Here is a 21,867-nt window from a genome sequence, read left to right as displayed (position 1 = left end):
AGAGCCGCGCATTGTCCCTGAAGCCTTCTGACTTTCCGCTATATGCCCAACTTTGGTGCGGCTTCTGTGCTGCCACACCTGCATTGAGTATCAGCCGGTCACGGGCTTGATCAACCGCACCATGCGCTTGAGCTCCGGCACACATGAACCACAATTCGTGCCACATTTCAGCGCCCCCTGCAGTTGGCCCAGCCGATCCTCGTCCCGCCCCTCACAGAGCGCCAGTCTGGCCTCGATGGCCTGGTCGGTCACACCGAGGCAACTGCACACGGTTCGGCCTTGGCTCACCACGGCCACCGGGGCTTCGGCGCCCGGCGACAGCAGCAGGCGCCCGTAGGCCTGGGCAGGCAGATCCTCTTGCAGCAAGGTCTTGAGCCACACCTCGGCACGGGTGTCGCCGCCCAGCAGCAGCCCGGTGACGCGGGTGTCCTCGCCATGGGGCTCGACCCGCACGGTACGGCGCAGGCCGCGCCGGGCATCGATGTAGCGCAGCGATTCGGTGGTGCGCAGGCCCAGCAGGGTTTCGATCTGCTCCAGCAGCTCGGACGGGGGGGCTTCAGGCGCGGCGGCACGGAACAGCACCCCGGTGCGTCCGGCCTGTGCCGGCTCGGGTGTGCCGGACGGCCCGAAGGGCACGCAGGCACCGAAGGCGAAGGCCGCCATCAGGGGCTTGAGCTGCTCGCGCACGGCCAGGGCCTGGTCGGTCGGCAACCAGGCCATGGCCACCAGAGACCAAGGCAGCTCCGCCTTGCTGATGCGCACGGCCGCGTGCTTGAGCTCGGGCTGCTTGGAGCCCGGGCAGAAGGTGCTGGGCATCAGGGCGTTGATGCCGGCCAGCGCCTCGCCGGTGGCCGAGCAGCCGCTCAGAAACTCGGGGCCCCAGTGCATGGCGATGTAAGCCTGGCTGAGCCCGATGTCGGTGCTGGCCTGCACGGGCAGCACGATGGCGCCGCGGCGGGATTGCACCGTCACCAGGTCCCCCTCTTGCCACCCGCGGCGGGCCATGTCCTGCGGATGGACCTGAACTGCCGGCTCGGGCACATGGCCGAACAGGCGGCCCAGGGTGCCGGTGCGGCTCATGCCGTGCCACTGGTCACGCAGCCGGCCGGTGTTGAGCGAGAAGGGGTAGCGCGCATCGCGGCTCTCGGCCACCGGCTGGTAGGCGGTGGCGCTGAAGCGGGCGCGGCCATCCGGGGTGGGGAACACGCCATCTTCGTACAGCCGCGTCTTGCCGGTCTGTGCGCCGGCGGGCAGGGGCCATTGCTGCGGGCCCTGGCTGTCGAGCAGGGCATAGCTCAGGCCGGTGATGTCCAGGTCGCGGCCCCGGGTCGACTCACGGTGCTCGCACCAGATGGCCTCCACCCCGGCCTCAGGGGCTTCGGTGGGGTAGGGGAACAGCGTGGCCCGGCCGGGGCGCAGCCGGGCCTCCAGGCGCCGGGCCAGTTGCACGCCGATGGCCCAGTCGTGGCGTGCCTCGCCGGCCGGGGGCAGGGCGGCGCGCACGCGGCTGATGCGGCGTTCGCTGTTGGTCACGGTGCCCAGCTTCTCGCCCCAGGTGGTGGCGGGCAGCAGCAGGTCGGCGAACTCGGCCGTGGCGGTGGTGGCGAAGGCCTCTTGCAGCACCACGAACTCGGCGCGCTGCAGGGCGCGGCGCACGGTGGCCTGGTCGGGCATCGACTGGGCAGGGTTGGTGCAGGCGATCCACAAGGCCTTGATCTGGCCGTCGGCTGCGGCCTCGAACATCTCGACCGCGCTCTTGCCCGGGGTGCCGGGCACCTGCTCCACCCCCCAGTGCGCGGCCACCTCGGCGCGGTGCTGCGGGTTGGCCATGTCGCGGTGGGCGCTCAGCAGGTTGGCCAGGCCGCCGACCTCGCGCCCGCCCATGGCATTGGGCTGGCCGGTCAGCGAGAACGGGGCGGCCCCTGGGCGGCCGATCTGGCCGGTGGCCAGGTGCAGGTTGATCAGCGCGGCGTTCTTGGCCGTGCCGCTGCTGGACTGGTTCAGACCCTGGCAATACAGGCTCAAGGTGGCGGGCGAGGTGGCAAACAGGCGCGCCGCCTCGTGCAGGTCTTGCGGGCTGATGCCGCAGACCTGGGCCACGCGCTCGGGCGTGCAGTCGCGCACCACGGCCTTCAGCGCCTCGAAGCCGCTGGTGTGGGCCGCGATGTAGGCCGGCTGGGTCCAGCCCTCCCACAGCATGATGTGCAGCATGCCGTGGAACAGCATCACGTCGGTGCCGGGCTGGATGGGCAGGTGCAGGTCTGCCAGTTCGACCGTGTCGGTGCGGCGCGGGTCGACCACCACGATCTTCAGGCCCGGGCGGGCCCGCTTGGCGTCTTCGATGCGGCGAAATGCGATCGGGTGGGCCCAGGCGGTGTTGCTGCCCGCGATGAACAGGCAGTCGGCGTGGTCGAAGTCGGCGTAGCTGGCCGGTGGGGCATCGGCCCCCAGGGTGGCCTTGTAGCCGGCCACGGCGCTGCTCATGCACAGGCGCGAGTTGGTGTCGAGGTTGTTGGTGCCCAGCAGGCCCTTGGCCAGCTTGTTGAAGACGTAGTAGTCCTCGGTCAGCAGCTGGCCCGACAGGTAGAAGCCCAGGGCGTCGGGCCCGTGCGCCTGCACGATGCCACTCAGGCGCTCAGCGGCCAGGTCCAGGGCCGCGTCCCAGGCCAGGGGCTGGGTGGGGCCGCGCCGTTCCAGGCGCTGCAGCGGTTGCAGCAGTCGGGTCTGGCGGTTGATGTCGGCGCTGGCCGTCAGGTGCAGGGTCGATCCCTTGGTGCACAGGCGGCCGAAATTGGCCGGGTGGCTCGGGTCGCCACGCACGCCGGTGATGGCATGGCCCCGGGTTTCGATGATCACGCCGCAGCCCACGCCGCAGTAGGGGCAGGTGGAGCGGGTTTCCTGGCAGGCGGCACTCATGGCGTGGGCCCTCCGGGCAGGGGCTGGCGGCCGGCCGGGCCGGCCACGGGGCGCTGCAGGTCAGTGGCGTGGTGCTGCAGTTCGTCGGCGTCCAGGTGAACCACCCCGTCCTCCACCTTGACGGCGAAGCGCGGCGTGCAGCCCACATCGGGCGCCTGGGCCTGGCCGTCGGCCAAGGCGATGGTCCAGTTGTGCAGCGGGCAGGCCACGCTTTGACCGAAGACGATGCCTTGTGACAAGGGGCCGCCTTTGTGGGGGCAGCGGTCGAGCAAGGCAAAGACCTCGTCTCGGTCGTTGCGAAACAGCGCCACCTCCAGGCCATGATCGCGGCTCACACGGCGTGCGCCCAGTGCGGGAATCTCGTCCACGCGGCAGATGGGTTTCCAGAGGCTCATCTTGTTCTCCATTCAGGCCTTGAGGGCCGCATACAACCCGGTGATGCGGTCCATCACCGAGAGCAGGTTTTCGCTGGCCACGAACACCTCCGACAACGGTTTGCTGCCGGGGGTGGCCGAGCTCATCTTTTTCAGTGCGGCATCAAAGAACACCCACTGGCCGTCGGCCAGCGCCAGTTCGTCTGTGATGCGGGCACTGGTTTCGGGCGCCTTGCGCAGCGTCTCCTGCGCCTGCAGGAAATCGCTGCGCGCCCGGGCCATCTCGGTGGCCACGGTGGCTGGGTCGATCTGCAGCACGCCGGCCAGGTAGAGCTTGGCCAGCCGCTGCGACAACATGCGCTGGCGCCCGGCCAGGTTGACCAGGGGGCCGGCGGGGCGGGTGGAGGTGGCTTCGAGCTGGGTCGTGCCTTGCTGGGCCAGGCTGAGGACCTGGGCATCGGCTTGCAGCAGCGCGGCGGCCCGGGCCTGGCTGGGGGCGGCGGACAGCCCTTCACGCAGGGCCTGCCAGGCCGGGTCCAGGGCCGCATAGGTGTTGCGGATCGGCGTGCTGGGTGCATAGGCCTTGAGTTGCTCGTGCTGGCGCTCGAACAGCGCCATCGACTGGCTCAGCACCTGCTGTGCTGTCGGTGTGGGCGCCTGGGCGGCCAGGGCCAGCCAGGCCTTGACCATGCGTTGCGACAGCATGCGCTGGCGCCCTGCCATGTTGATGGCATCGGCCAGATCGGCTTGAGCCCAGGCGGTGCCCGCCCAGCAGGCGGCCAGCCCCAGCAGGTGTCGGCGTTGCAGACCCATGGTGTTCATCCGTTCGTGTCTCCGGCCGGGTGCTCAGGCCTTGAGCGCGCTGAACTGACGGGTGTCCACCTCGGCGCGATCGAACTCGAACCAGGGGTCGGGCTCACCGTCCAGGGCAAACTGCAGCCGCTCCCACAGGGCCAGGCGACCGGCGGCATCGTCCAGGATGCGCTTTTTCACATGGTCCAGACCGACCCGGGCCACGTAGTGCACGGTGCGTTCCAGGTACCAGCCTTCCTCGCGGTAGAGCTGCATGAAGGCACCGGTGTACTCGAGCACCTCGGCAGCGGTCTTGAGCTTGGTGAAGAAATGCGCCACCTCGGTCTTGATGCCCCCGTTGCCGGCGATGTACATCTCCCAGCCGCTGTCGACGCCGATGATGCCCACGTCCTTGATGCCGGCCTCGGCACAATTGCGCGGACAGCCCGAGACCGCGAACTTGACCTTGTGCGGGGCGTACATGCGCCACATGGCGCGCTCCAGGTCCTTGCCCATCTGGGTGCTGTCCTGGGTGCCCATGCGGCACCACTCGCTGCCCACGCAGGTCTTCACGGTGCGCAGGGCCTTGGCGTAGGCATGGCCGCTGGGCATGCCGATGTCTTTCCAGACGTTGACCAGGTCTTCCTTTTTCACCCCCAGCAGGTCGATGCGCTGGCCCCCGGTGACCTTGACGGTGGGGATCTTGTATTTGTCCACCACATCGGCGATGCGGCGCAGCTCATCGGCCGTGGTCTCGCCGCCCCACATGCGCGGGATCACGCTGTAGGTGCCGTCCTTCTGGATGTTGGCGTGGCTGCGCTCGTTGATGAAGCGGCTTTGCGGATCGTCGCGGGCCTCCTTGGGCCAGCTGCTGATCAGGTAGTAGTTGACCGCCGGGCGGCAGCTGGCGCAGCCATTGGGGGTCTTCCAGTCCATGAAGCGGAACACCTCGGCGATCGTCAGCAGCTTGTGCTTCACGATGGCCTCGCGCACGGCCTGGTGGCCGTGCTCGGTGCAACTGCACATGGCTTTGGTCTTGGGGGTGGCCGAGTAGTCGCCGCCGGCCGTGAACATGAGCAATTGCTCGACCAGGCCGGTGCAGGAGCCGCAGCTGGCGCTGGCCTTGGTGTGCTTGCGCACCTCCTCCAGTGTGAACAGGCCCTTGTCCTTGATGGCCTTGCAGATGGCGCCTTTGCTGACGCCGTTGCAGCCGCAGACCTCGGCCTCTTCGGGCATGGCGGCGGCCTTGCTGTGGCCTTCGTGGCCCACGTCGCCGATGTTGGATTCGCCGAACATCAGTTTGTCGCGGATGTCGGCCACGCTGCGGCCGTCGCGCAACAGCTTGAAGTACCAGCTGCCGTCCACGGTGTCGCCGTACAGGCAGGCGCCGATCAGCTTGTCGTTCTGGATGACCAGCTTTTTGTAGACCCCGGCGTAGGGGTCACTCATGACGATCTCCTCGGTGCCTTCGCCGCCCATGAACTCGCCTGCCGAGAACAGGTCGATGCCCGTGACCTTGAGCTTGGTGGAGGTGAGTGAACCCTGGTAGCGCGCAATGCCGAACTCGGCCAGGTGGTTGGCCGCCACCTTGGCCTGCTCGAACAAGGGGGCCACCAGGCCATAGGCGGTGCCGCGGTGCGCGGCGCACTCGCCCACCGACCAGATGCGTGGGTCGGTCACGGTCTGCATCGTGTCGTTGACCACGATGCCGCGGTTCACCAGCAGGCCGGCCTGTTCGGCCAGTCCGGTGTTCGGTCGGATGCCCACCGCCATCACCACCAGGTCGGCGGGCACCTCGGTGCCATCCTTGAAACGCACGGCCTTCACGCGGCCGTCTTCGCCGCCGACCAGTTCCTGGGTTTGCGCGCCGATGCGGAATTGCAAGCCGCGTTCTTCCAGCGATTTCTGCAGCATCCGGCCGGCCACGTCATCGAGCTGGCGCTCCATCAGCCAGGCGTTCACATGCACCACCGTCACGCTCATGCCGCGCAGCATCAGGCCGTTGGCCGCCTCCAGACCCAGCAGGCCGCCGCCGATGACCACGGCATGGCGGTGCGTGGTGGCGGTTTCGATCATGGTGTTGGTGTCGTTGATGTCGCGGTAGGCGATCACGCCCTGCAGGTCCTTGCCGGGCACCGGCAGCATGAATGGATTGGAGCCGGTGCACAGCAGCAGGCGGTCGTAGGCCGCCTCGGTGCCATCGTCGGCCCGGACCACGCGACGGATGCGATCGATCTGCACCACCTTCTTGCCGGTGTGCAGGGTGATGTCGTTGTCGCGGTACCAGTCGTAGGGGTTGAGGACGATCTCCTCCAGCGTCTGCTCGCCCGCCAGCACGGGCGACAGCAGGATGCGGTTGTAGTTGGGGTGCGGCTCGGCGCCGAAGATCGTGATCTCGTACAGCGAGGGATCGATCTTCAGCAGTTCTTCGATCGTGCGCACACCGGCCATGCCATTGCCGACCATCACCAGCTTGAGTTTTTTCATCGTCATGCTCCGTCGCTTGGGGCCGCACTGGCATGCCAGTCGGGCCGGAAAACAAAAAAGGCGTCCACACGATGCGTTCTCGAGGGTTCGAGACAGCATGTGGGGACGCCTTCGTCCCGGGGGATCCGGTGCGCCTTTGCACGGGATCCCTCCGGCGGCCCGGGGGCCGTTGAGGATTTCAAGCAATGGCCGTGCCAGCCTGTGGGGGCCGCGCTGGCGCCGATGCCTCGGGTGGCGCTCGAAATTGGTGCGGTGCATCACCCCTGGGGCCCGGATCGGTCGGGCGGGGTGCACCAGCTTCGGGCATGGAAACTGCTTTCCACTGGTGCATGAGCTTTGATCTCGAATTTGGTTTTGTCTCGCTGCCTGGGCGCAAGTCCGAGAACGAGGATTTCGCGGCCCTGGTCGTCGGCCAGGGCCTGGAGCGCGGCCGTGGCGCCATCGCGGCGATTGCCGACGGCGTGAGTACCGGGGGCTTTGGCCGCGAGGCGGCCCAGACCACGGTGACCACGCTGGTGCGCGACTATTTCGGCACCCCCGAAACCTGGGACACCACGGTGGCCCTGGACCGCGTCATCAGCGCCCAGAACGCCTGGCTGGCGGGCATCAACCGGCGCCGGCAGCCGGCGCTGGGCCTGACCACGCTCACCGCCCTGGTGCTGCGCGGGCAGACCTACACCGTGGCCCATGTCGGCGACACCCGGGCCTATCTGGTGCGTGGTGGCGAGATGCAGCAGCTGACGGTCGATCATGTGATGCCGCACACCGACTTGGCCCACCAGCTGACCCGGGCCGTGGGGCTGGATGAGCGCCTGCTGGTCGACTACAGCCAGGGCGACCTGCAAAGTGGCGACACCTTTGTGCTGCTGTCCGACGGGGTGCATGGCAGCCTGCCGGGGCGTGACATCCTGGGCCTGCTGGCGCAGGGCCTGGCGCCCCAGGCCTTGAGCGAAGCCCTGGTCAAGGCGGCCCTGCGCAGCGGCAGCGACGACAACCTGACGGCCGCCGTGGTGCGGGTGCAGGGGGCGCTGGAAGGAACGCTGCAGGACGAGGCCCGCCATGCCCTGCAGCAACCCGTGCTGCCCTTGCTGAAGGTGGGTGACATGGTGGATGGGCTGGAGGTGCTGGCGCTGGCGGCCGACAGCGGCATCCACCGTCTCTACCAGGTGCGTGATCCGCTGACGCAGCGGCGCTATGCGCTGAAGTCGCTGCACCCCCAGCGTGCGCACGACCCCGAGGAGCGCCAGACCCTGGCCCACGAGGCCTGGGTGGCGCGCCGCATGCAGGGGGGCAGCGCGGCGGGCCACCTGGCCCGGCTCAACGACTGGCCGCCGCAGGGCCCGGCCGCGGCCAGCGGCTTCTACCTGTTGTACGACTGGTACGACGGCGAGACCCTGGGGGCCTTGCTGCGGCGTCAGCCGGCGCTGCCGCTGCCCCAGGTGCTGAACCTGGTCACCCAGGCCTTGCGCACGCTGGCCGTGTTGCACCGGCAAGGGGTGGTGCACCGCGATGTGAAGCCCGACAACCTGCACCTGGGTGAAGACGGCGTGCTGCGCCTGCTGGACCTGGGCGTGGCCCTGAGCGGGCGTGAGCCAGCCGCCACGCGCGAACTGCATGCCGGCACGCCCAGCTACATGAACCCCGAGCAATGGGCCGGGCATGGGCCGGGCCCGGCCGGCCTGAAGGCGCAAGCGCCCGATGCCGGCAGCGATCTGTATGCGCTGGGCGTGACGCTGTACCAGTTGCTCAGCCTGGGCCGCTTGCCCTATGGCGAGGTCTTGCCTTACCAGAGCGGGCGTTATCACCGCGATCCGCAGCCCCCCAGCCGGCACAACCCGCTGGTGCCGATCTGGCTTGACCACGTGGCCCTGAAGGCCGTGGCGCGGCAGCGCGCGCAGCGCTTCGAGACGGCCGAGGAGATGCTGCTGGCGCTGGAGCGCGGCGCGTCGCGCCCCTTGAGTGCGCCGGTGGCCACGCCCTTGATCCAGCGCGACCCGACGGCGGTCTGGAAGATCGCCTTGGTGGTCAGTGCGCTGTTCAACGCGGCGCTGGTTTACTGCCTGCTCTTCCTGCCCCGCTGAGTTCGGCGGGGCCTCGGGGCTGCTGGGCCTCGGTGGCGGATGTCAGTGGTGGATGTCAGTGGCGGGCCCGCCCGCCTTTTTCGGCCCAGGTGCGGGTCCAGCGGATCTGCATCACACGCAACAGCAGCAGCACCCCGACGGCGCAGGCCGCAAAGCAGGCGAAGCCGAGCAGGTACGAGCCGGTGTATTGCTTGGAGATGCCCATCAGATTGGGCACCAGGCCACCCCCCAGTGCACCCAACTCGCCGATCATGGAGCCCGCCACCGCGGTGGTCAGCGGCCAGCGCAGGGGCACCAGCTGGAACAGCGCGCCATTGCCCGCGCCCAGGGCCGAGAAGCAGATCAGGAACAGCAGCACCGTGACCGGCAGCGAGCCCTGCGCAAAGCCGCACAGCAGCAGGCAGGCGGCGGTGACGACCAGCACGCCGGTGAGCGTGTTCACGCCCCCCCAAAGATCAGACAGCCAGCCCCCCATGACCCGCAGTGCTGCGCCCAGGAAGGCAGCGAGCATGGTGAGCTGGCCAGCCTGAACCTTGCTGACCCCGAATTGTTCGTAGAAATAGCTGGGCAGAAAGGCCGACAGGCCCACGAAGCCACCGAAGGTGACGGCATAGATCAGGCTGAAGGCCCAGCCGTCCTTCTCGTACAGGCACGACAGGTGCTCGCGCAGCGTGGTGTGGGGCGACAGGTCGGCCGGCTCCTTGGCAAAGACCACCATCACCGCCGCCGGGATGGCCACGCTGAGGGCCGCGATGCCATACACCGTCTGCCAACCGAAGTTCTGGGCCAGCACCGGGGCCAGCAGGGCCGCGAAGGCCGTGCCCACATTGCCGGCGCCCACGATGCCCATGGCCAGGCCCTTGTAGCGGGGCGGGAACGAGCCCGAGCCCAGCGACATGGCCACGCCGAAGCTGGCGCCGGCCACCCCCAGCAGCACGCCCATGGCCAGCAGGTCGTTGAAGCTCTGCACGAAGAAGTAGCCGTAGGCCATGCTCAGGCTGATGCCGCCCATCTCGACCAGGGTGGCGTTCTTGCGCCCGATGTACTGGGCCATCAGACCCAGTGGAAAGCGCATGAAGGCCCCGGCAAAGATCGGGATGGACAGCATCAGGCCCTTCTGGGTGGGGCTGAGCTGCAAGGCCTCGGTGATGAAGGGGGCCATGGCGCCGTTGATGGACCAGATGGCAAAGGAAAAGCCAAAGTACAGAAAGGCCGACCAGAGCGTGGGGCTGTGACCTGAGCGGTGGAAGTCTCGGAAATTGAACATGGGTGTCTTTGCGGGCCCGAAGGCGTTCCGGAAAACAAAAAAGGCGTCCGCATCAGCCCGCTTCTGGTGAGAAGCCCGCTGTGGGGACGCCTGTGTCCTGTGGGGCCGGGTGCATCGTCACACCTTGGGGCCCCAACGGCCCCGGGGGGCCGATGCCCAGGGTGAAGCAAACTCCATGCCGCCAAAACACGGTGTTTTTGCATGGCTTTGGTGCACGCGCTGGCCCGAGGAAGAAAAACGCCCCTCGACGGCGCAGGGCCGTGAGGGGCGCTTGGGGGAGGGGGCCTGGGTCAGGCGGCCGTTTTTTCGACGTGGGCCTGGCGGGTGTACAGGAAGTCGATCACGGCCTTGCGGTAAGCCAGGTACTGGGTGCTTTCAGCCAGGGCCACGCGCGAGCGGGGGCGGGGCAGGTCGACGCTCAGCACCTCGCCGATGGTGGCCGCCGGGCCGTTGGTCATCATCACGATCTTGTCGGACAACAGCACGGCCTCATCCACATCGTGGGTCACCATGACCACGGTGGCCTGGGTCTGGGCCACGATCTCCAGCAACTCGTCCTGCAGCTTGGCGCGGGTGAGGGCGTCGAGGGCGCCAAAGGGCTCGTCCATCAGCAGCACCTGGGGCTCCATCGACAGGGCCCGGGCAATGCCCACGCGCTGCTTCATGCCGCCCGAGATTTCACCCGGGCGCTTTTGTGCGGCGGCGGTCAGCCCGACCAGGGCCAGGGCCGCCTCGGTGCGGGCCTTGAGCTGGGCCTTGCTTTCGCGGTTGCCAAAGACGCGCTCCACCGCCAGGTGGATGTTCTCGTGGCAGGTGAGCCAGGGCAGCAGGGAGTGGTTCTGGAACACCACCGCCCGCTCCGGGCCAGGGCCCTTGATTTCGCGGTTGGCGCAGAGCATGGCGCCCTGGGTGGGCGAGGTCAGCCCGGCGATCAGGTTCAGCAGGGTGGACTTGCCGCAGCCGCTGTGGCCGATGAGGGCCACGAACTCGCCCTTGGCGATGGTGAGGTGGATGTCACGCAGGGCGGGGAAGGCCCCCTTGGCGGTGCGGAAGGTCTGTTCGACACCCTGGATCTCGATGTACTTGGCGGTGTTCATGGCGTGTTCCTTGGTGGTGGGGCAGGGCAGGGTGCGGTTCAGCTCTTGACTTCTTCGAAGGTGAAGGCCGTGGCGATGCGGATCAGGGCGTACTCCAGCAGCAGGCCCACGCCGCCGATCACGAAGATGGCGATGATGATGTTCTTGACGTTGAGGTTGTTCCACTCGTCCCAGACCCAGAAGCCGATGCCCACGCCGCCGGTCAGCATCTCGGCCGCCACGATCACCAGCCAGGCCGTGCCCACGGCCAGGCGCACGCCGGTGAGCATGTAGGGCAGCACCGAGGGGAACAGGATCTTGGTGAAGATCTTCCACTCCGACAGCTTGAGCACGCGGGCCACGTTCATGTAGTCCTGGGGCACGCGCTGCACGCCCACGGCGGTGTTGATGATCATGGGCCAGATCGAGCAGATGAAGATGGTCCAGATGGCGGCCGGGTTGGCCCCCTTGAAGACCAGCAGGCCGATGGGCAGCCAGGCCAGTGGCGACACCGGGCGCAGCAGGCTGATCAAGGGGTTGAACATGCGCGAGAGGAACTCGAAGCGCCCGATCAGAAAACCCGCCGGGATGCCCACCAGCGCGGCCAGGCCGAAGCCCATGGCCACGCGCTTGAGCGAGAACAGCACGTTCCAGCCCACGCCCTGGTCGTTGGGGCCCTTGCTGTAGAAGGGGTCGCTGAACACCTCCAGGGCCTGCTTGAAGGTATCGGCCGGCGAGGGGATGGCACTGGCGGTGGTGATCGACACGATGGCCCACAGGCCCAGCATCAGGCCCAGCCCGAAAACCGGGGGCAGCACGCGCAGCCAGAAGGCGCGCCAGTCAAACGGCAGGCGGGCAGGGCGCGGGGCGGCGGGGGCGGCTTTTGTCATGGGGGCTGGGGCGATCGAGGCAGCAGGCTTGGGCGTGGGCACCTGGGGGGTGGCGGGTAGTTCGACGGGGTTGTGAAAGACGGCACTGACCATGGCGGGCTCCTGATGGGTGGTTGGGGCTCAGTGGCGGATCAGGCGTGAACCTTGAAGGATTCGGCGTATTTCTTGGGGTCCTTGCCGTCCCAGACCACGCCATCGATCAGCTTGCTGGTGCGCATGGGGTCTTTGGGCACATTGATCTTCAGGGCCCCGGCGGCCTGCTTGTAGAGCTCGATCTGGTTGATCTGCTTGGCCACGGCCAGGTAATCGGGGTGCTCCTTGAGCAGGCCCCAGCGCTTGTGCTGGGTCAGGAACCACATGCCGTCGGACAGGTAGGGGAAGTTGACCGCGCCGTCGTTGAAGAACTTCATGTGGTTGGGGTCGTCCCAGGTCTTGCCCAGGCCGTTCTGGTAGCGGCCCAGGATGCGCTGGTTGATGGCGTCCACACCGGTGTTGACGTAAGACTTGTCGGCAATGGTCTCGGCCATCTTCAGCTTGTTCTGCAGGCTGGCATCGATCCACTGGCTGGCCTCGAGGATGGCCATCATCACGGCGCGCGAGGTGTTGGGGTACTTCTTGGTGAACTCGGCGGTGGTGCCCAGCACCTTCTCGGGGTGGTCCTTCCAGATGTCCTGGGTGGTGACGCCGGTGATGCCGATGCCGTCCATGATGGCGCGGTGGCCCCAGGGCTCACCCACGCAGAAGCCGTCCATGTTGCCCACGCGCATGTTGGCCACCATCTGGGGCGGGGGCACGGTGATGACCTTGGCGTCCTGCAGCGGGTTGATGCCGGCCGAGGCCAGCCAGTAGTACAGCCACATGGCATGGGTGCCGGTGGGAAAGGTCTGGGCAAAGGTGTATTCGCGTTTGTCGCTGGCCATCAGCTTGGCCAGGCTGGCCGCGTCGACGGCGCCTTTGTCGGCCAGCTTCTTGGACAGGGTGATGGCCTGGCCGTTGTTGTTCAGGGTCATCAGCACGGCCATGTCCTTCTTGGGGCCGCCCAGGCCCAGGTGCACGCCGTAGACCAGGCCATAGAGCACATGGGCAAAGTCCAATTCGCCATTGACCAGCTTGTCGCGCACGCCGGCCCAGCTGGCTTCCTTGCTGGGGATGATCTTCACCCCGTACTTCTTGTCGAAGCCCAGCACCGAGGCCATGACCACGCTGGCGCAGTCGGTGAGGGGGATGAAGCCGATCTTCACCTCTTCCTTCTCGGGCTTGTCGGAGCCGCCGGCGTAGACGACCGAGCGCAGGGCCGGGGACAGGCCGGTGGCGGCCACGGCAGCGGTTTGCAGCACGGCGCGCCGGCTCAGGCGGGTGTTCAACAGGTCGGACATGGGCTACTCCTTGAAGCTGAAGTCATTCGGAACGTACAAAGCAAAAAAGGCGTCCTCACGCAGCGACTGGGCCCGATGGGCCTGCCGTGGTGGGGACGCCTTTGTCCTGGCAACGCGTCAGGCCCGCCTTTGGGTCTGACATGTTGTTTGACCCGTTGGGGTCATGCACCTGTCAAGCAAAGGGCATGCCAGACATAAATGGCCGTGACGGTAGCCAGAACAGGGGCTGGTAAGGCTGGCTGTGACGCATGCCGGTGCGCGCGGTTCGGGCTTGGTGCGCAGGGCAGGCCCTGGGACGGGGCGCTGCACTGCTTTTGTGCGATGCACCAATCTGCCGATCGCCGATGCGCGTTCGGAGGCCCCGCAGGGGTGGGGGCATGGGCGGCCTGTCGATCAGGCGAGGCCGTCAGGGCCTACACTTCGGCACCGATGATGAACCGTCTGCCCATGTCCGTGACCTCTTCCACCCCCTCTTTTGCTGATCACACCCCAGGCCGGGCACCCGGCCTGGTGCTGGGCATCGAGTCTTCCTGTGATGAGACGGGGGTGGCCCTGGTGCATGCCAACGGCCAGGGCGTGCCGCGTCTGGAGGCGCATGCCCTGCACAGCCAGATCGAGATGCACCAGGCCTATGGCGGGGTGGTGCCAGAGCTGGCCAGCCGGGACCACATCCGGCGCGTGTTGCCGTTGGCAACCCAAGTGCTGGCGGCCGCAGGGCGCAGTCTGGCCGAGGTGGATGTGGTGGCCTACACGCGCGGGCCCGGCCTGGCCGGGGCCTTGCTGGTGGGCTCGGGCGTGGCTTGCGCGCTCGGGGCGGCCCTGGGCCGGCCGGTGTTGGGTGTGCATCACCTGGAGGGCCACCTGCTGTCGCCGTTTCTCAGTGCCGATCCGCCGGAGTTCCCCTTTGTGGCCTTGCTGGTGTCGGGCGGGCACACCCAGCTGATGCGGGTGGACGCGGTGGGCGACTACCAGATCCTGGGCGAGACCATTGACGATGCCGCCGGCGAGGCCTTTGACAAATCGGCCAAGCTCATGGGCCTGGGCTACCCGGGTGGGCCGGCCCTGTCGCGCCTGGCCGAGGCGGGCGACCCGGCCGCCTTCAAGCTGCCCAGGCCTTTGCTGCACAGCGGCGATCTCGACTTCTCGTTCGCGGGGCTGAAGACCGCGGTGCTGACCCAGGCCCGCAAGCTGGGCGACGCGCTGGAGTCGCGCAAGCCCGATCTGGCGGCCAGCACCCAGGCCGCCATTGTCGAAGTGCTGTTGAAGAAGTCGATGGCGGCCTTGCGCCAGACCGGCCTGCGCCGTCTGGTGGTGGCAGGCGGCGTCGGAGCCAACCGCGAACTGCGGCAGCGTCTGAATGCCGCCTGTCTGGTGGCCCGGGTGCGTGTGCACTACCCCGAGCTGCACCTGTGCACCGACAACGGCGCCATGATCGCCATGGCGGCCGCCATGCGCCTGCAGTCCGGTCGCGCCGAGGCGGGGCGGGACTACAGCTTTGATGTGCGCCCGCGCTGGCCGCTGGATGCCATTGACACCTGAGCCGGCAGAGCCCCAGTGTGCTAGTGGGTCTTGAAAAACTAATTTTTTCAACTATCACTTTGTTGAACTTGACAATTTATTCGGCAAATTCGGTAGAATTGATTCATGAGCTTCGAAAACAACTTTTCCTCCGTCCCTCCGTCTGGTGAGCACTGCACCACGATCGAGGTGGCTCGTGAATTGGGCATGGCAGTGCGCTCGGTCCAGATGATGGTGGACCGTGGCGAGCTGGAAGCCTGGAAAACGCCCGGCGGGCACCGACGGATCTCCCGGGTGTCGGTGGACCGCTGGCTGGCCAACCGCCGCGCCGGCCGCCGGGGCAGCCAGCGTGGCAGTCCGGCCAACCCGCGCCGGGTGTTGTTCATCGAGGATTCGGCCCACTACCAGAACCTGGTGTCGCTGATGATGCAGCAGCACTTCCCCGAGGTATCGCTGCATTTGGCCGACGATGGCATCGTGGGCCTCGCCATGTATGGGCAGTTGCAGCCCGATGTGCTGCTGCTGGACCTCTTGCTGCCGGGCATCGACGGGGCCACGCTGCTGACCAGCCTGCGCGCCCACCCGGAGCTGAACCGAAGCCAATTGGTGGTGGTCACCTCGCTCGACGAAGAGCAGCGCCGCCCCTACGCCTTTGCGCTGCGTGACATTCCCCTGGTCTACAAGCCCAACCTGGTCACCGACCTGCCCAAACTCCTGGGTGAGTTGCTCCACGAGGGCGACGCCAGCCCGGCCGCGGCGGCAGACGCCCGGCCTGTCACCAGCTCCTGACCGCTTCCTCCCCGACCGGCCTTGGCTGGTCTTTGCCCCGCAGCACCTCAGGGTCTGCGGGGTTTTTCATTTTCTGGAGATTGGTCGGTCACTTGCTTCGCGCGAAAGGTGTTTCTTGCTACCGAAGTGCTTGAAATACCAGGGGTGATTGAGGTCTGCGCGCGTATTGCTGCAAGCGATGAAACTGACATGGCCTCCATGCGGGAAGACGCCTGGACCACTTCGTCATGAGCGGCAGAAAAAAGGCCCTTGACGGGCCTTGGAGCGGGGCGGTGATGAAGCCATCAGGAGATGGTGATGCGGGTGCCTTGCGGCTGCGGGGGCGCCTTTTTGCCGAGCTGCAGGGTGAGCACGCCGTTGACCAGCTGGGCCGCGCTGGCGGCGGCATCGAGCTCCTGCGGCAGCTCGAAGGCCCAGCGGTAGCGACGAGCCGCGTCGGCCGTGCTTTCGATGCGCACCACGCGGCCTTCGATGTCCACCTGGAGTTGCTCGCGGCTCAGGCCGGGCACGTCGAGTTGGAGCTTGTAACCCTGCTCGGTTTCTTCGATCGACTGGGTGCTGGCCTGTTGGCGTTGGGCTTGCTGGTGCAGGGTCTGGGCCAGGAATCTTTCGAGGCCTCGGTCCATGGCACGCAGGCCGTTGAGGTGGGCGGAGGAGCGAATCACGGGGGCGAAGATCATGGTGCAAGTCCTTTACACTGCGCGGCTCTCGAACTGAGTGCCGCTTGGATCACAGGTGCGATCCGGCGGCTTTTTTTCAAGGATTTTTCTTCATGGAATATCTGCGCAGGTCCCTCTTGAAAAGGGCTTTGTCGACGTTATCTGCAGCGGCTTTGCCGTGGGCGTCGGCGCAGGCGGCCAGCGCGTCCGGCCCGATCCGGGTGGCGCTGATCGAAGGGCTGAGCGGCCCGTTTGCCAATGCCGGCGAAGCGGTCTATCGCAACATCCTGTGGGCGGTGGAGCGTGTCAATGCCCGGGGCGGGGTGCATCTGCCCGCGGCGGCTGGCGGGGCTCGCCCGCTGCAGCTGGACCGTTACGACAGCAAGGGGCAGAACGAAGAGGCCTTGTCGGCCCTGCGCTCGGCCATCGACGATGGCGCACGGGTGGTGTTGCAGGGCAATTCCTCGGCCACGGCGGCGGTGCTGCTGGACGCCATCAACAAGCACAACGAGCGCGATCCGGCGCGCCGGGTGTTGTTCCTGAACTACTCGGCGGTCGATCCGGCGCTGACCAATGAGCGATGCAGCTATTGGCACTTCCGTTTCGACGCCCATGCCGACATGCGCATGGCCGCCTTGATGGAGGTGATCCGGGAGGATCGCGCGGTCAAGAGCGTCTACCTGATCGGGCAGGACTACAGTTTTGGTCAGGCCGTGCTCAAGGAGGCGCGTCGCCAGCTGGGTGAGCAACGCCCGGATGTGCAGGTGGCGGGCGAGGAGCTGCACCCCCTGGGGCGGGTGAAGGACTTCGCGCCGTACGCGGTCAAGATCAAGGCCAGCGGCGCGCAGGCCGTGATCACCGGCAATTGGGGCAATGACCTGACGCTGTTGATCAAGGCAGCGCGCGAGGTGGGTTACGAAGGGCGGTTCTTCACCTACTACGGCAACGCGCTGGGCGCGCCGGCAGCCATCGGTGACGCCGGCCTGGGTCGGGTGGTGGCCGTGGCCGATTGGTTGCCCAACGTGCCGGGTGCCCAGAGCGAGGCCTTCTACCAGGCCTTCCGCCAGCGCTTTCCCAAGCCTGCCGATGACTATGTGCACATGCGCATGCAGTTGATGGTCGAGGCCTTGGCTCAGGCCATTGAAAAGGCCGGTTCGACCGAGGCGGCCGCCGTCGCGGCGAAGCTGGAGGGCAGCAGCGTGTCCTTGCACGGCCAGTCGGGCACGGTGCGGGCCAGCGACCACCAGTTCCAGCAAGCCCTGGTGGTGGGTGTGATGGAAAAGCAGGGTCAGCCTGGAGTTCGATTTGACGTCGAAGGCTCAGGCTATGGCTTCAAGGTGATCCGCCAGATTCCGGCCAGCAAGGCCGAGATGGCGACCACCTGTCGCATGCAGCGCCCCTGAGGGGGGAATTCACTGGGCGTAGCCCAGGCAGGCGCCGGCATTGGCACGGCCTCGGCATTCGCGGCTGAGGCGGCGGTCCCGGTCGGCGCGGCTTTCTTCAGAGCCGGAGGGCGCAGCAGGCTTGCTGCGCCCCCGGCTTTTGGGGCTCTTGGATTTGGCGCCTGATGCGGCGAAAGCCTGGGGCGCTGCAGTGCTGAGCAGGGTGCTCAGCCCGAGCAGGGCTTGGCGACGGGTGAGGCGGGTGGGCATGAAAGGCTCCGGTCGAGGGTGTGCGGGGCGGCAGGCTCCGCTACCATGCGACTCTTGTTCAATCGCGTTGCGCTGTGCAACTACAGGACCCCCGAATGCGACCCGCCATCCTCCAGCTTGAAGAATCGAAAATCCGCGAAGTGGCCAATGCCGGCATGGGCCGGGCCGATGTGTTGGCCTTCTGGTTTGGCGAGAGTGACGAGGTCACGCCTGAAGCCGTGCGCCAGGCCGCCATCGATTCGATCGCCCAGGGTGAGACCTTCTATGCCCACAACCTGGGCCTGCCCGAGCTGCGCCAGGCGCTGGCCGACTACACCAGTGCCCTGCACCGGCCGGTGGTGTCGGAGCGCATTGCGGTCACGTCGGGTGGGGTGAATGCCTTGATGCTGGCCATCCAGGCCCTGGTGGAGTCCGGCGACGAGGTGGTGGCCGTGACCCCGGTCTGGCCCAATCTGCTGGCCCAGCCCGCCATCATGGGCGGCGTGGTGAAGACGGTGTCGCTCAAGCCGGTGGCGCAAGGGGCTGATCAGGGGGCCTGGCGCCTGGACCTGCCGGAGTTGCTGGCCGCCATCACGCCGGCCACCCGACTGCTGATCGTGAACGCGCCCAACAACCCCACAGGCTGGACGCTGAGTGCCGAAGAGCAGTCGCAGATCCTGGCGCATTGCCGCCGCACCGGCACCTGGATCCTGGCCGACGAGGTGTATGAGCGGCTCTATTACGAGCCCTCGGCCAAGGGCTGTGCGCCCAGCTTCCTCGACCTGGCGGAGCCCGAGGATCGCCTGGTGGTGGCGCACAGCTTCTCCAAGAGCTTTCTGATGACGGGCTGGCGCCTGGGCTGGCTGGTCATGCCGCCTTCGATGCTGGCCTCCATGGGCAAGCTGATCGAGTTCAACACCTCGTGCGCCTCGGTCTTCACCCAGCGCGCGGGCCTGGCCGCCTTGCGTGAGGGCGGCAGCATCACCCCACGGGTGGTGGCGCACTTGAAAGCCTGCCGGGATCGCCTGGTGCCGCAGCTGCAGGCGCTGCCTGGGGTGCAGGTGGCCTCGGCCGCGGGCGGCATGTACGCCTTCTTCCGGCTGCAGGGGCATGACGATTCGCTGGCGGTGGCCAAGCGCCTGGTGGCCGAGGCCGGGCTGGGGCTGGCGCCGGGCAGCGCCTTTGCCCCGGAGGCCGACGGCTGGCTGCGCTGGTGCTTCGCCTCGCGTGATCTGAATCGCCTGGACGAAGGGGTGATTCGCCTTCGTCGTTGGCTCGGGCTATAATTTCAAGGCTTTGCGTTTTGCAAGGCAGCACGCTGGCCGCATTTCCGGCAGTCAGCGCAAGTCAAATATTCAAAGGAACAAAAATGATCGCATCCGAAATCAAGGCCGAAGTTGTCAAGGCCAATGCACGCAGCGCCAACGACACAGGTAGCCCGGAAGTTCAGGTCGCCATCCTGACCGCCCGCATCAACGAACTGACCCCTCACTTCAAGACCCATGCCAAGGATCACCACGGTCGCCGTGGTCTGCTGCGCATGGTGAGCCGCCGTCGCAAGCTGCTCGACTACCTGAAGGGCAAGGACGCTGATCGTTACACCGCACTGATCGCCAAGCTGGGTCTGCGCAAGTAATTCGAGCAACGAATGCTGGACGCCTGAGTTAGTTCACTAGCTCAGGCGTTTGTTTTTTGTTTTTCCACAGCTGAAAGCAGGGATGCGCGCTGTGTCATTCCAAAAGGGTCGGCCCTCGGGCTCGCCGGGTCTTCTGGAATGGCATCGTGTTCCGGGTTTTCAACTGTCCCTTGCCACCCGGGGTGGGTGGCGATGAGGCTGGCCTCGCGGCCGGTCAAGCAGCAGGAGCTGAACATGAGCATTTTCAACAAAGTCACCAAGACCTTCCAGTGGGGTCAGCACACCGTCACCCTGGAAACGGGTGAAATCGCCCGTCAAGCCACCGGCGCCGTGCTGGTGAACATCGACGACACCGTGGTGCTGGCCACCGTGGTGGCCTCCAAGTCGGCCAAGCCCGGCCAGGATTTCTTCCCCCTGACCGTCGACTACATCGAGAAGGCCTACGCCGCCGGCAAGATCCCGGGCAGCTTCTTCAAGCGCGAAGCCAAGCCGAGCGAACTCGAAACCTTGACCAGCCGCCTGATCGATCGCCCGATCCGCCCGCTGTTCCCCGAAGGTTTCTTCAATGAAGTGCACGTGGTGATCCACACCGTGTCGCTGAACCCCGAAGTGGACGCCGACATCGCCGCCATGATCGGCACCTCGGCCGCTCTGGCCGTGTCGGGCATCCCGTTCAACGGCCCGATCGGTGCCGCCCGCGTGGGTTACATCAACGGTGAATACGTGCTGAACCCGGGTCAGACCCAGCGCAAGAACAGCCAGCTGGATCTGGTGGTGGCGGGTACCGAGTCGGCCGTGCTGATGGTCGAATCCGAAGCGCAACAACTGTCCGAAGACATCATGCTGGGCGCCGTGGTGTTCGGTCATGAGCAAGGCAACATCGCCATCAACGCCATCCATGAGTTGGTGCGCGAAGCCGGCAAGCCGGTCTGGCAATGGGAAGCCCCGGCCAAGGACGAGCCGCTGATCGCCAAGGTCAACGCCCTGGCTGAAGAAGCCCTGCGCGCCGCCTACCAGATCCGCAACAAGCAAGCCCGTACCCAGGCCTGCCGCGAAGCCTACGCTGCCGTGATGGCCGGCCTGAAGGCCGAAGGCGTGGAGTTCGACAGCGTCAAGGTCGAAGGCCTGCTGTTCGAGATCGAAGCCCGCATCGTGCGCGGCCAGATCCTGGCGGGTGAGCCCCGCATCGACGGCCGCGACACCCGCACGGTGCGCCCGATCGAAATCCGCAACTCGGTGCTGCCCCGCACCCACGGCTCGGCCCTGTTCACGCGTGGCGAAACCCAGGCGCTGGTCGTGGCCACTCTGGGCACCGAGCGCGATGCCCAGCGCATCGACGCCCTGGCTGGCGAGTACGAAGACCGCTTCATGCTGCACTACAACATGCCTCCCTTTGCCACCGGCGAAGTGGGCCGCATGGGCAGCACCAAGCGCCGCGAAATCGGCCACGGCCGTCTGGCCAAGCGCGCCCTGGTCGCGGTCCTGCCGACCAAGGAAGAGTTCCCGTACACCATGCGTGTGGTGTCTGAAATCACCGAGTCGAACGGCTCGTCGTCGATGGCTTCGGTCTGTGGCGGCTGCCTGTCGCTGATGGATGCCGGCGTGCCGATGAAGGCCCATGTGGCTGGCATCGCCATGGGTCTGATCAAGGACGCCAACCGCTTCGCCGTGCTGACCGACATCCTGGGCGATGAAGATCACCTGGGTGACATGGACTTCAAGGTGGCCGGTACCACCAACGGCATCACCGCCTTGCAGATGGACATCAAGATCCAGGGCATCACCAAGGAAATCATGCAAGTGGCCCTGGCGCAAGCCAAGGAAGCCCGCCTGCACATCCTGGGCAAGATGCAAGAAGCGATGGGTGAGGCCAAGACCGAAGTGTCGAACTTCGCTCCCAAGCTCTTCACCATGAAGATCAACCCCGAGAAGATCCGTGACGTGATCGGCAAGGGCGGCGCCACCATCCGTGCGCTGACCGAAGAAACCGGCACCCAGATCAACATCGAGGAAGATGGCACCATCACCATCGCCGCCACCGACGGCGCCAAGGCTGATGAAGCCAAGCGTCGCATCGAGCAGATCACGGCCGAAGTCGAGATCGGCAAGATCTACGAAGGCCCGGTCACCAAGATCCTGGACTTCGGCGCCCTGATCAACCTGCTGCCTGGCAAGGACGGTCTGCTGCACATCAGCCAGATCGCCCACCAGCGCGTTGAAAAGGTCACCGACTTCCTGTCCGAAGGTCAGATCGTGCGCGTCAAGGTTCTCGAAACCGACGACAAGGGCCGCGTCAAGCTGTCCATGAAGGCACTGGCCGATCGTCCTGCGCATGGTGAAGCTGCTCCCCAGCAGCAACAACAGCAACAGTAATC

General features: G+C 66.7%; 18 protein-coding genes. 7 read left to right on the top strand and 11 right to left on the bottom strand.

All coding sequences use genetic code 11. The features are described from left to right. Positions 1-90 precede the first annotated feature (90 nt). The 4 genes from L880_RS0120190 to nirB are packed head-to-tail and all read right to left on the bottom strand — an operon-like array spanning position 91 to position 6,569. The gene (locus L880_RS0120190; protein WP_027477217.1) at positions 91-2,916 is read right to left on the bottom strand and encodes a nitrate reductase; all 2,826 of its coding nucleotides are present in this window, start codon (positions 2,914-2,916) and stop codon (positions 91-93) included. Then, positions 2,913-3,311, bottom strand: coding sequence for a nitrite reductase small subunit NirD (gene nirD, locus L880_RS0120185; RefSeq protein WP_027477216.1), 399 nt, complete (start codon positions 3,309-3,311; stop codon positions 2,913-2,915). The genes L880_RS0120190 and nirD overlap by 4 nt, the downstream gene beginning before the upstream one ends. A 12-nt stretch (positions 3,312-3,323) precedes the next feature. Then, entirely contained in the window at positions 3,324-4,112 is a 789-nt protein-coding gene (locus tag L880_RS0120180) for a type IV pili methyl-accepting chemotaxis transducer N-terminal domain-containing protein (protein WP_342669183.1), read from the bottom strand. A gap of 24 nt (positions 4,113-4,136) precedes the next feature. Continuing rightward, on the bottom strand, positions 4,137-6,569 hold the full coding sequence (gene nirB / locus L880_RS0120175; RefSeq protein WP_027477214.1) for a nitrite reductase large subunit NirB: 2,433 nt from the start codon (positions 6,567-6,569) through the stop codon (positions 4,137-4,139). A 329-nt stretch (positions 6,570-6,898) separates the two neighbouring features. Here nirB and L880_RS0120170 point away from each other — a divergent pair, with 329 nt between their 5' ends. After that, the gene (locus L880_RS0120170; protein WP_027477213.1) at positions 6,899-8,650 is read left to right on the top strand and encodes a bifunctional protein-serine/threonine kinase/phosphatase; all 1,752 of its coding nucleotides are present in this window, start codon (positions 6,899-6,901) and stop codon (positions 8,648-8,650) included. A 55-nt stretch (positions 8,651-8,705) separates the two neighbouring features. Here L880_RS0120170 and L880_RS0120165 read toward each other — a convergent pair whose 3' ends face one another. The 4 genes from L880_RS0120165 to L880_RS0120150 form a co-directional block, all read right to left on the bottom strand. Next, positions 8,706-9,917, bottom strand: coding sequence for an MFS transporter (locus L880_RS0120165; protein ID WP_027477212.1), 1,212 nt, complete (start codon positions 9,915-9,917; stop codon positions 8,706-8,708). A 290-nt stretch (positions 9,918-10,207) separates the two neighbouring features. Further along, positions 10,208-11,014 carry an ABC transporter ATP-binding protein gene (locus L880_RS0120160; RefSeq protein WP_027477211.1) on the bottom strand — a complete coding sequence of 269 codons (807 nt, stop codon included), beginning with the start codon at positions 11,012-11,014 and terminating at the stop codon, positions 10,208-10,210. Positions 11,015-11,052: 38 nt separating this feature from the next. Beyond that, entirely contained in the window at positions 11,053-11,976 is a 924-nt protein-coding gene (gene ntrB, locus L880_RS0120155) for a nitrate ABC transporter permease (protein WP_027477210.1), read from the bottom strand. A 38-nt stretch (positions 11,977-12,014) separates the two neighbouring features. Beyond that, positions 12,015-13,259 (bottom strand): CmpA/NrtA family ABC transporter substrate-binding protein, encoded by a 1,245-nt coding sequence (locus tag L880_RS0120150; protein WP_027477209.1) that lies wholly within the window; start codon positions 13,257-13,259, stop codon positions 12,015-12,017. Between the two features lie 447 nt (positions 13,260-13,706). Here L880_RS0120150 and tsaD point away from each other — a divergent pair, with 447 nt between their 5' ends. Further along, positions 13,707-14,798 carry a tRNA (adenosine(37)-N6)-threonylcarbamoyltransferase complex transferase subunit TsaD gene (gene tsaD / locus L880_RS0120145; protein WP_051443457.1) on the top strand — a complete coding sequence of 364 codons (1,092 nt, stop codon included), beginning with the start codon at positions 13,707-13,709 and terminating at the stop codon, positions 14,796-14,798. 105 nt (positions 14,799-14,903) lie between these two features. Continuing rightward, on the top strand, positions 14,904-15,566 hold the full coding sequence (locus L880_RS0120140) for a helix-turn-helix domain-containing protein (protein ID WP_027477207.1): 663 nt from the start codon (positions 14,904-14,906) through the stop codon (positions 15,564-15,566). 284 nt (positions 15,567-15,850) lie between these two features. Here the strand turns inward: L880_RS0120140 and L880_RS0120135 are convergent, their stop codons facing one another. Then, complete coding sequence (locus L880_RS0120135) at positions 15,851-16,246, bottom strand: Hsp20/alpha crystallin family protein (RefSeq protein ID WP_027477206.1); 396 nt, start codon at positions 16,244-16,246, stop codon at positions 15,851-15,853. 92 nt (positions 16,247-16,338) lie between these two features. Here L880_RS0120135 and L880_RS0120130 point away from each other — a divergent pair, with 92 nt between their 5' ends. After that, a complete protein-coding gene (locus L880_RS0120130; RefSeq protein WP_051443456.1) occupies positions 16,339-17,628 on the top strand; it encodes a branched-chain amino acid ABC transporter substrate-binding protein in 1,290 nt (429 codons plus the stop codon). A 9-nt stretch (positions 17,629-17,637) separates the two neighbouring features. Here the strand turns inward: L880_RS0120130 and L880_RS0120125 are convergent, their stop codons facing one another. Continuing rightward, the gene (locus tag L880_RS0120125) at positions 17,638-17,877 is read right to left on the bottom strand and encodes a hypothetical protein (RefSeq protein ID WP_027477204.1); all 240 of its coding nucleotides are present in this window, start codon (positions 17,875-17,877) and stop codon (positions 17,638-17,640) included. Between the two features lie 95 nt (positions 17,878-17,972). On the opposite strand from L880_RS0120125, the gene L880_RS0120120 reads away from it, so the two are divergent. Further along, the gene (locus L880_RS0120120) at positions 17,973-19,142 is read left to right on the top strand and encodes a pyridoxal phosphate-dependent aminotransferase (RefSeq protein ID WP_027477203.1); all 1,170 of its coding nucleotides are present in this window, start codon (positions 17,973-17,975) and stop codon (positions 19,140-19,142) included. Between the two features lie 83 nt (positions 19,143-19,225). Beyond that, complete coding sequence (rpsO, locus tag L880_RS0120115; protein ID WP_019577581.1) at positions 19,226-19,492, top strand: 30S ribosomal protein S15; 267 nt, start codon at positions 19,226-19,228, stop codon at positions 19,490-19,492. Positions 19,493-19,533: 41 nt separating this feature from the next. Here the strand turns inward: rpsO and L880_RS35795 are convergent, their stop codons facing one another. After that, positions 19,534-19,728 carry a hypothetical protein gene (locus L880_RS35795; protein WP_157463001.1) on the bottom strand — a complete coding sequence of 65 codons (195 nt, stop codon included), beginning with the start codon at positions 19,726-19,728 and terminating at the stop codon, positions 19,534-19,536. Here L880_RS35795 and pnp point away from each other — a divergent pair. After that, a complete protein-coding gene (gene pnp, locus L880_RS32965; RefSeq protein ID WP_051443461.1) occupies positions 19,727-21,865 on the top strand; it encodes a polyribonucleotide nucleotidyltransferase in 2,139 nt (712 codons plus the stop codon). The two genes, L880_RS35795 and pnp, sit on opposite strands and share 2 nt — an antisense overlap. Positions 21,866-21,867: the final 2 nt, after the last annotated feature.

This window comes from Curvibacter gracilis ATCC BAA-807, from assembly GCF_000518645.1.
Taxonomy (GTDB): Bacteria; Pseudomonadota; Gammaproteobacteria; order Burkholderiales; family Burkholderiaceae_C; genus Curvibacter; species Curvibacter gracilis.
The sequence above is the reverse complement of the archived record's forward strand: the minus strand, read 5'-3'. Positions and strand labels throughout refer to the sequence as shown.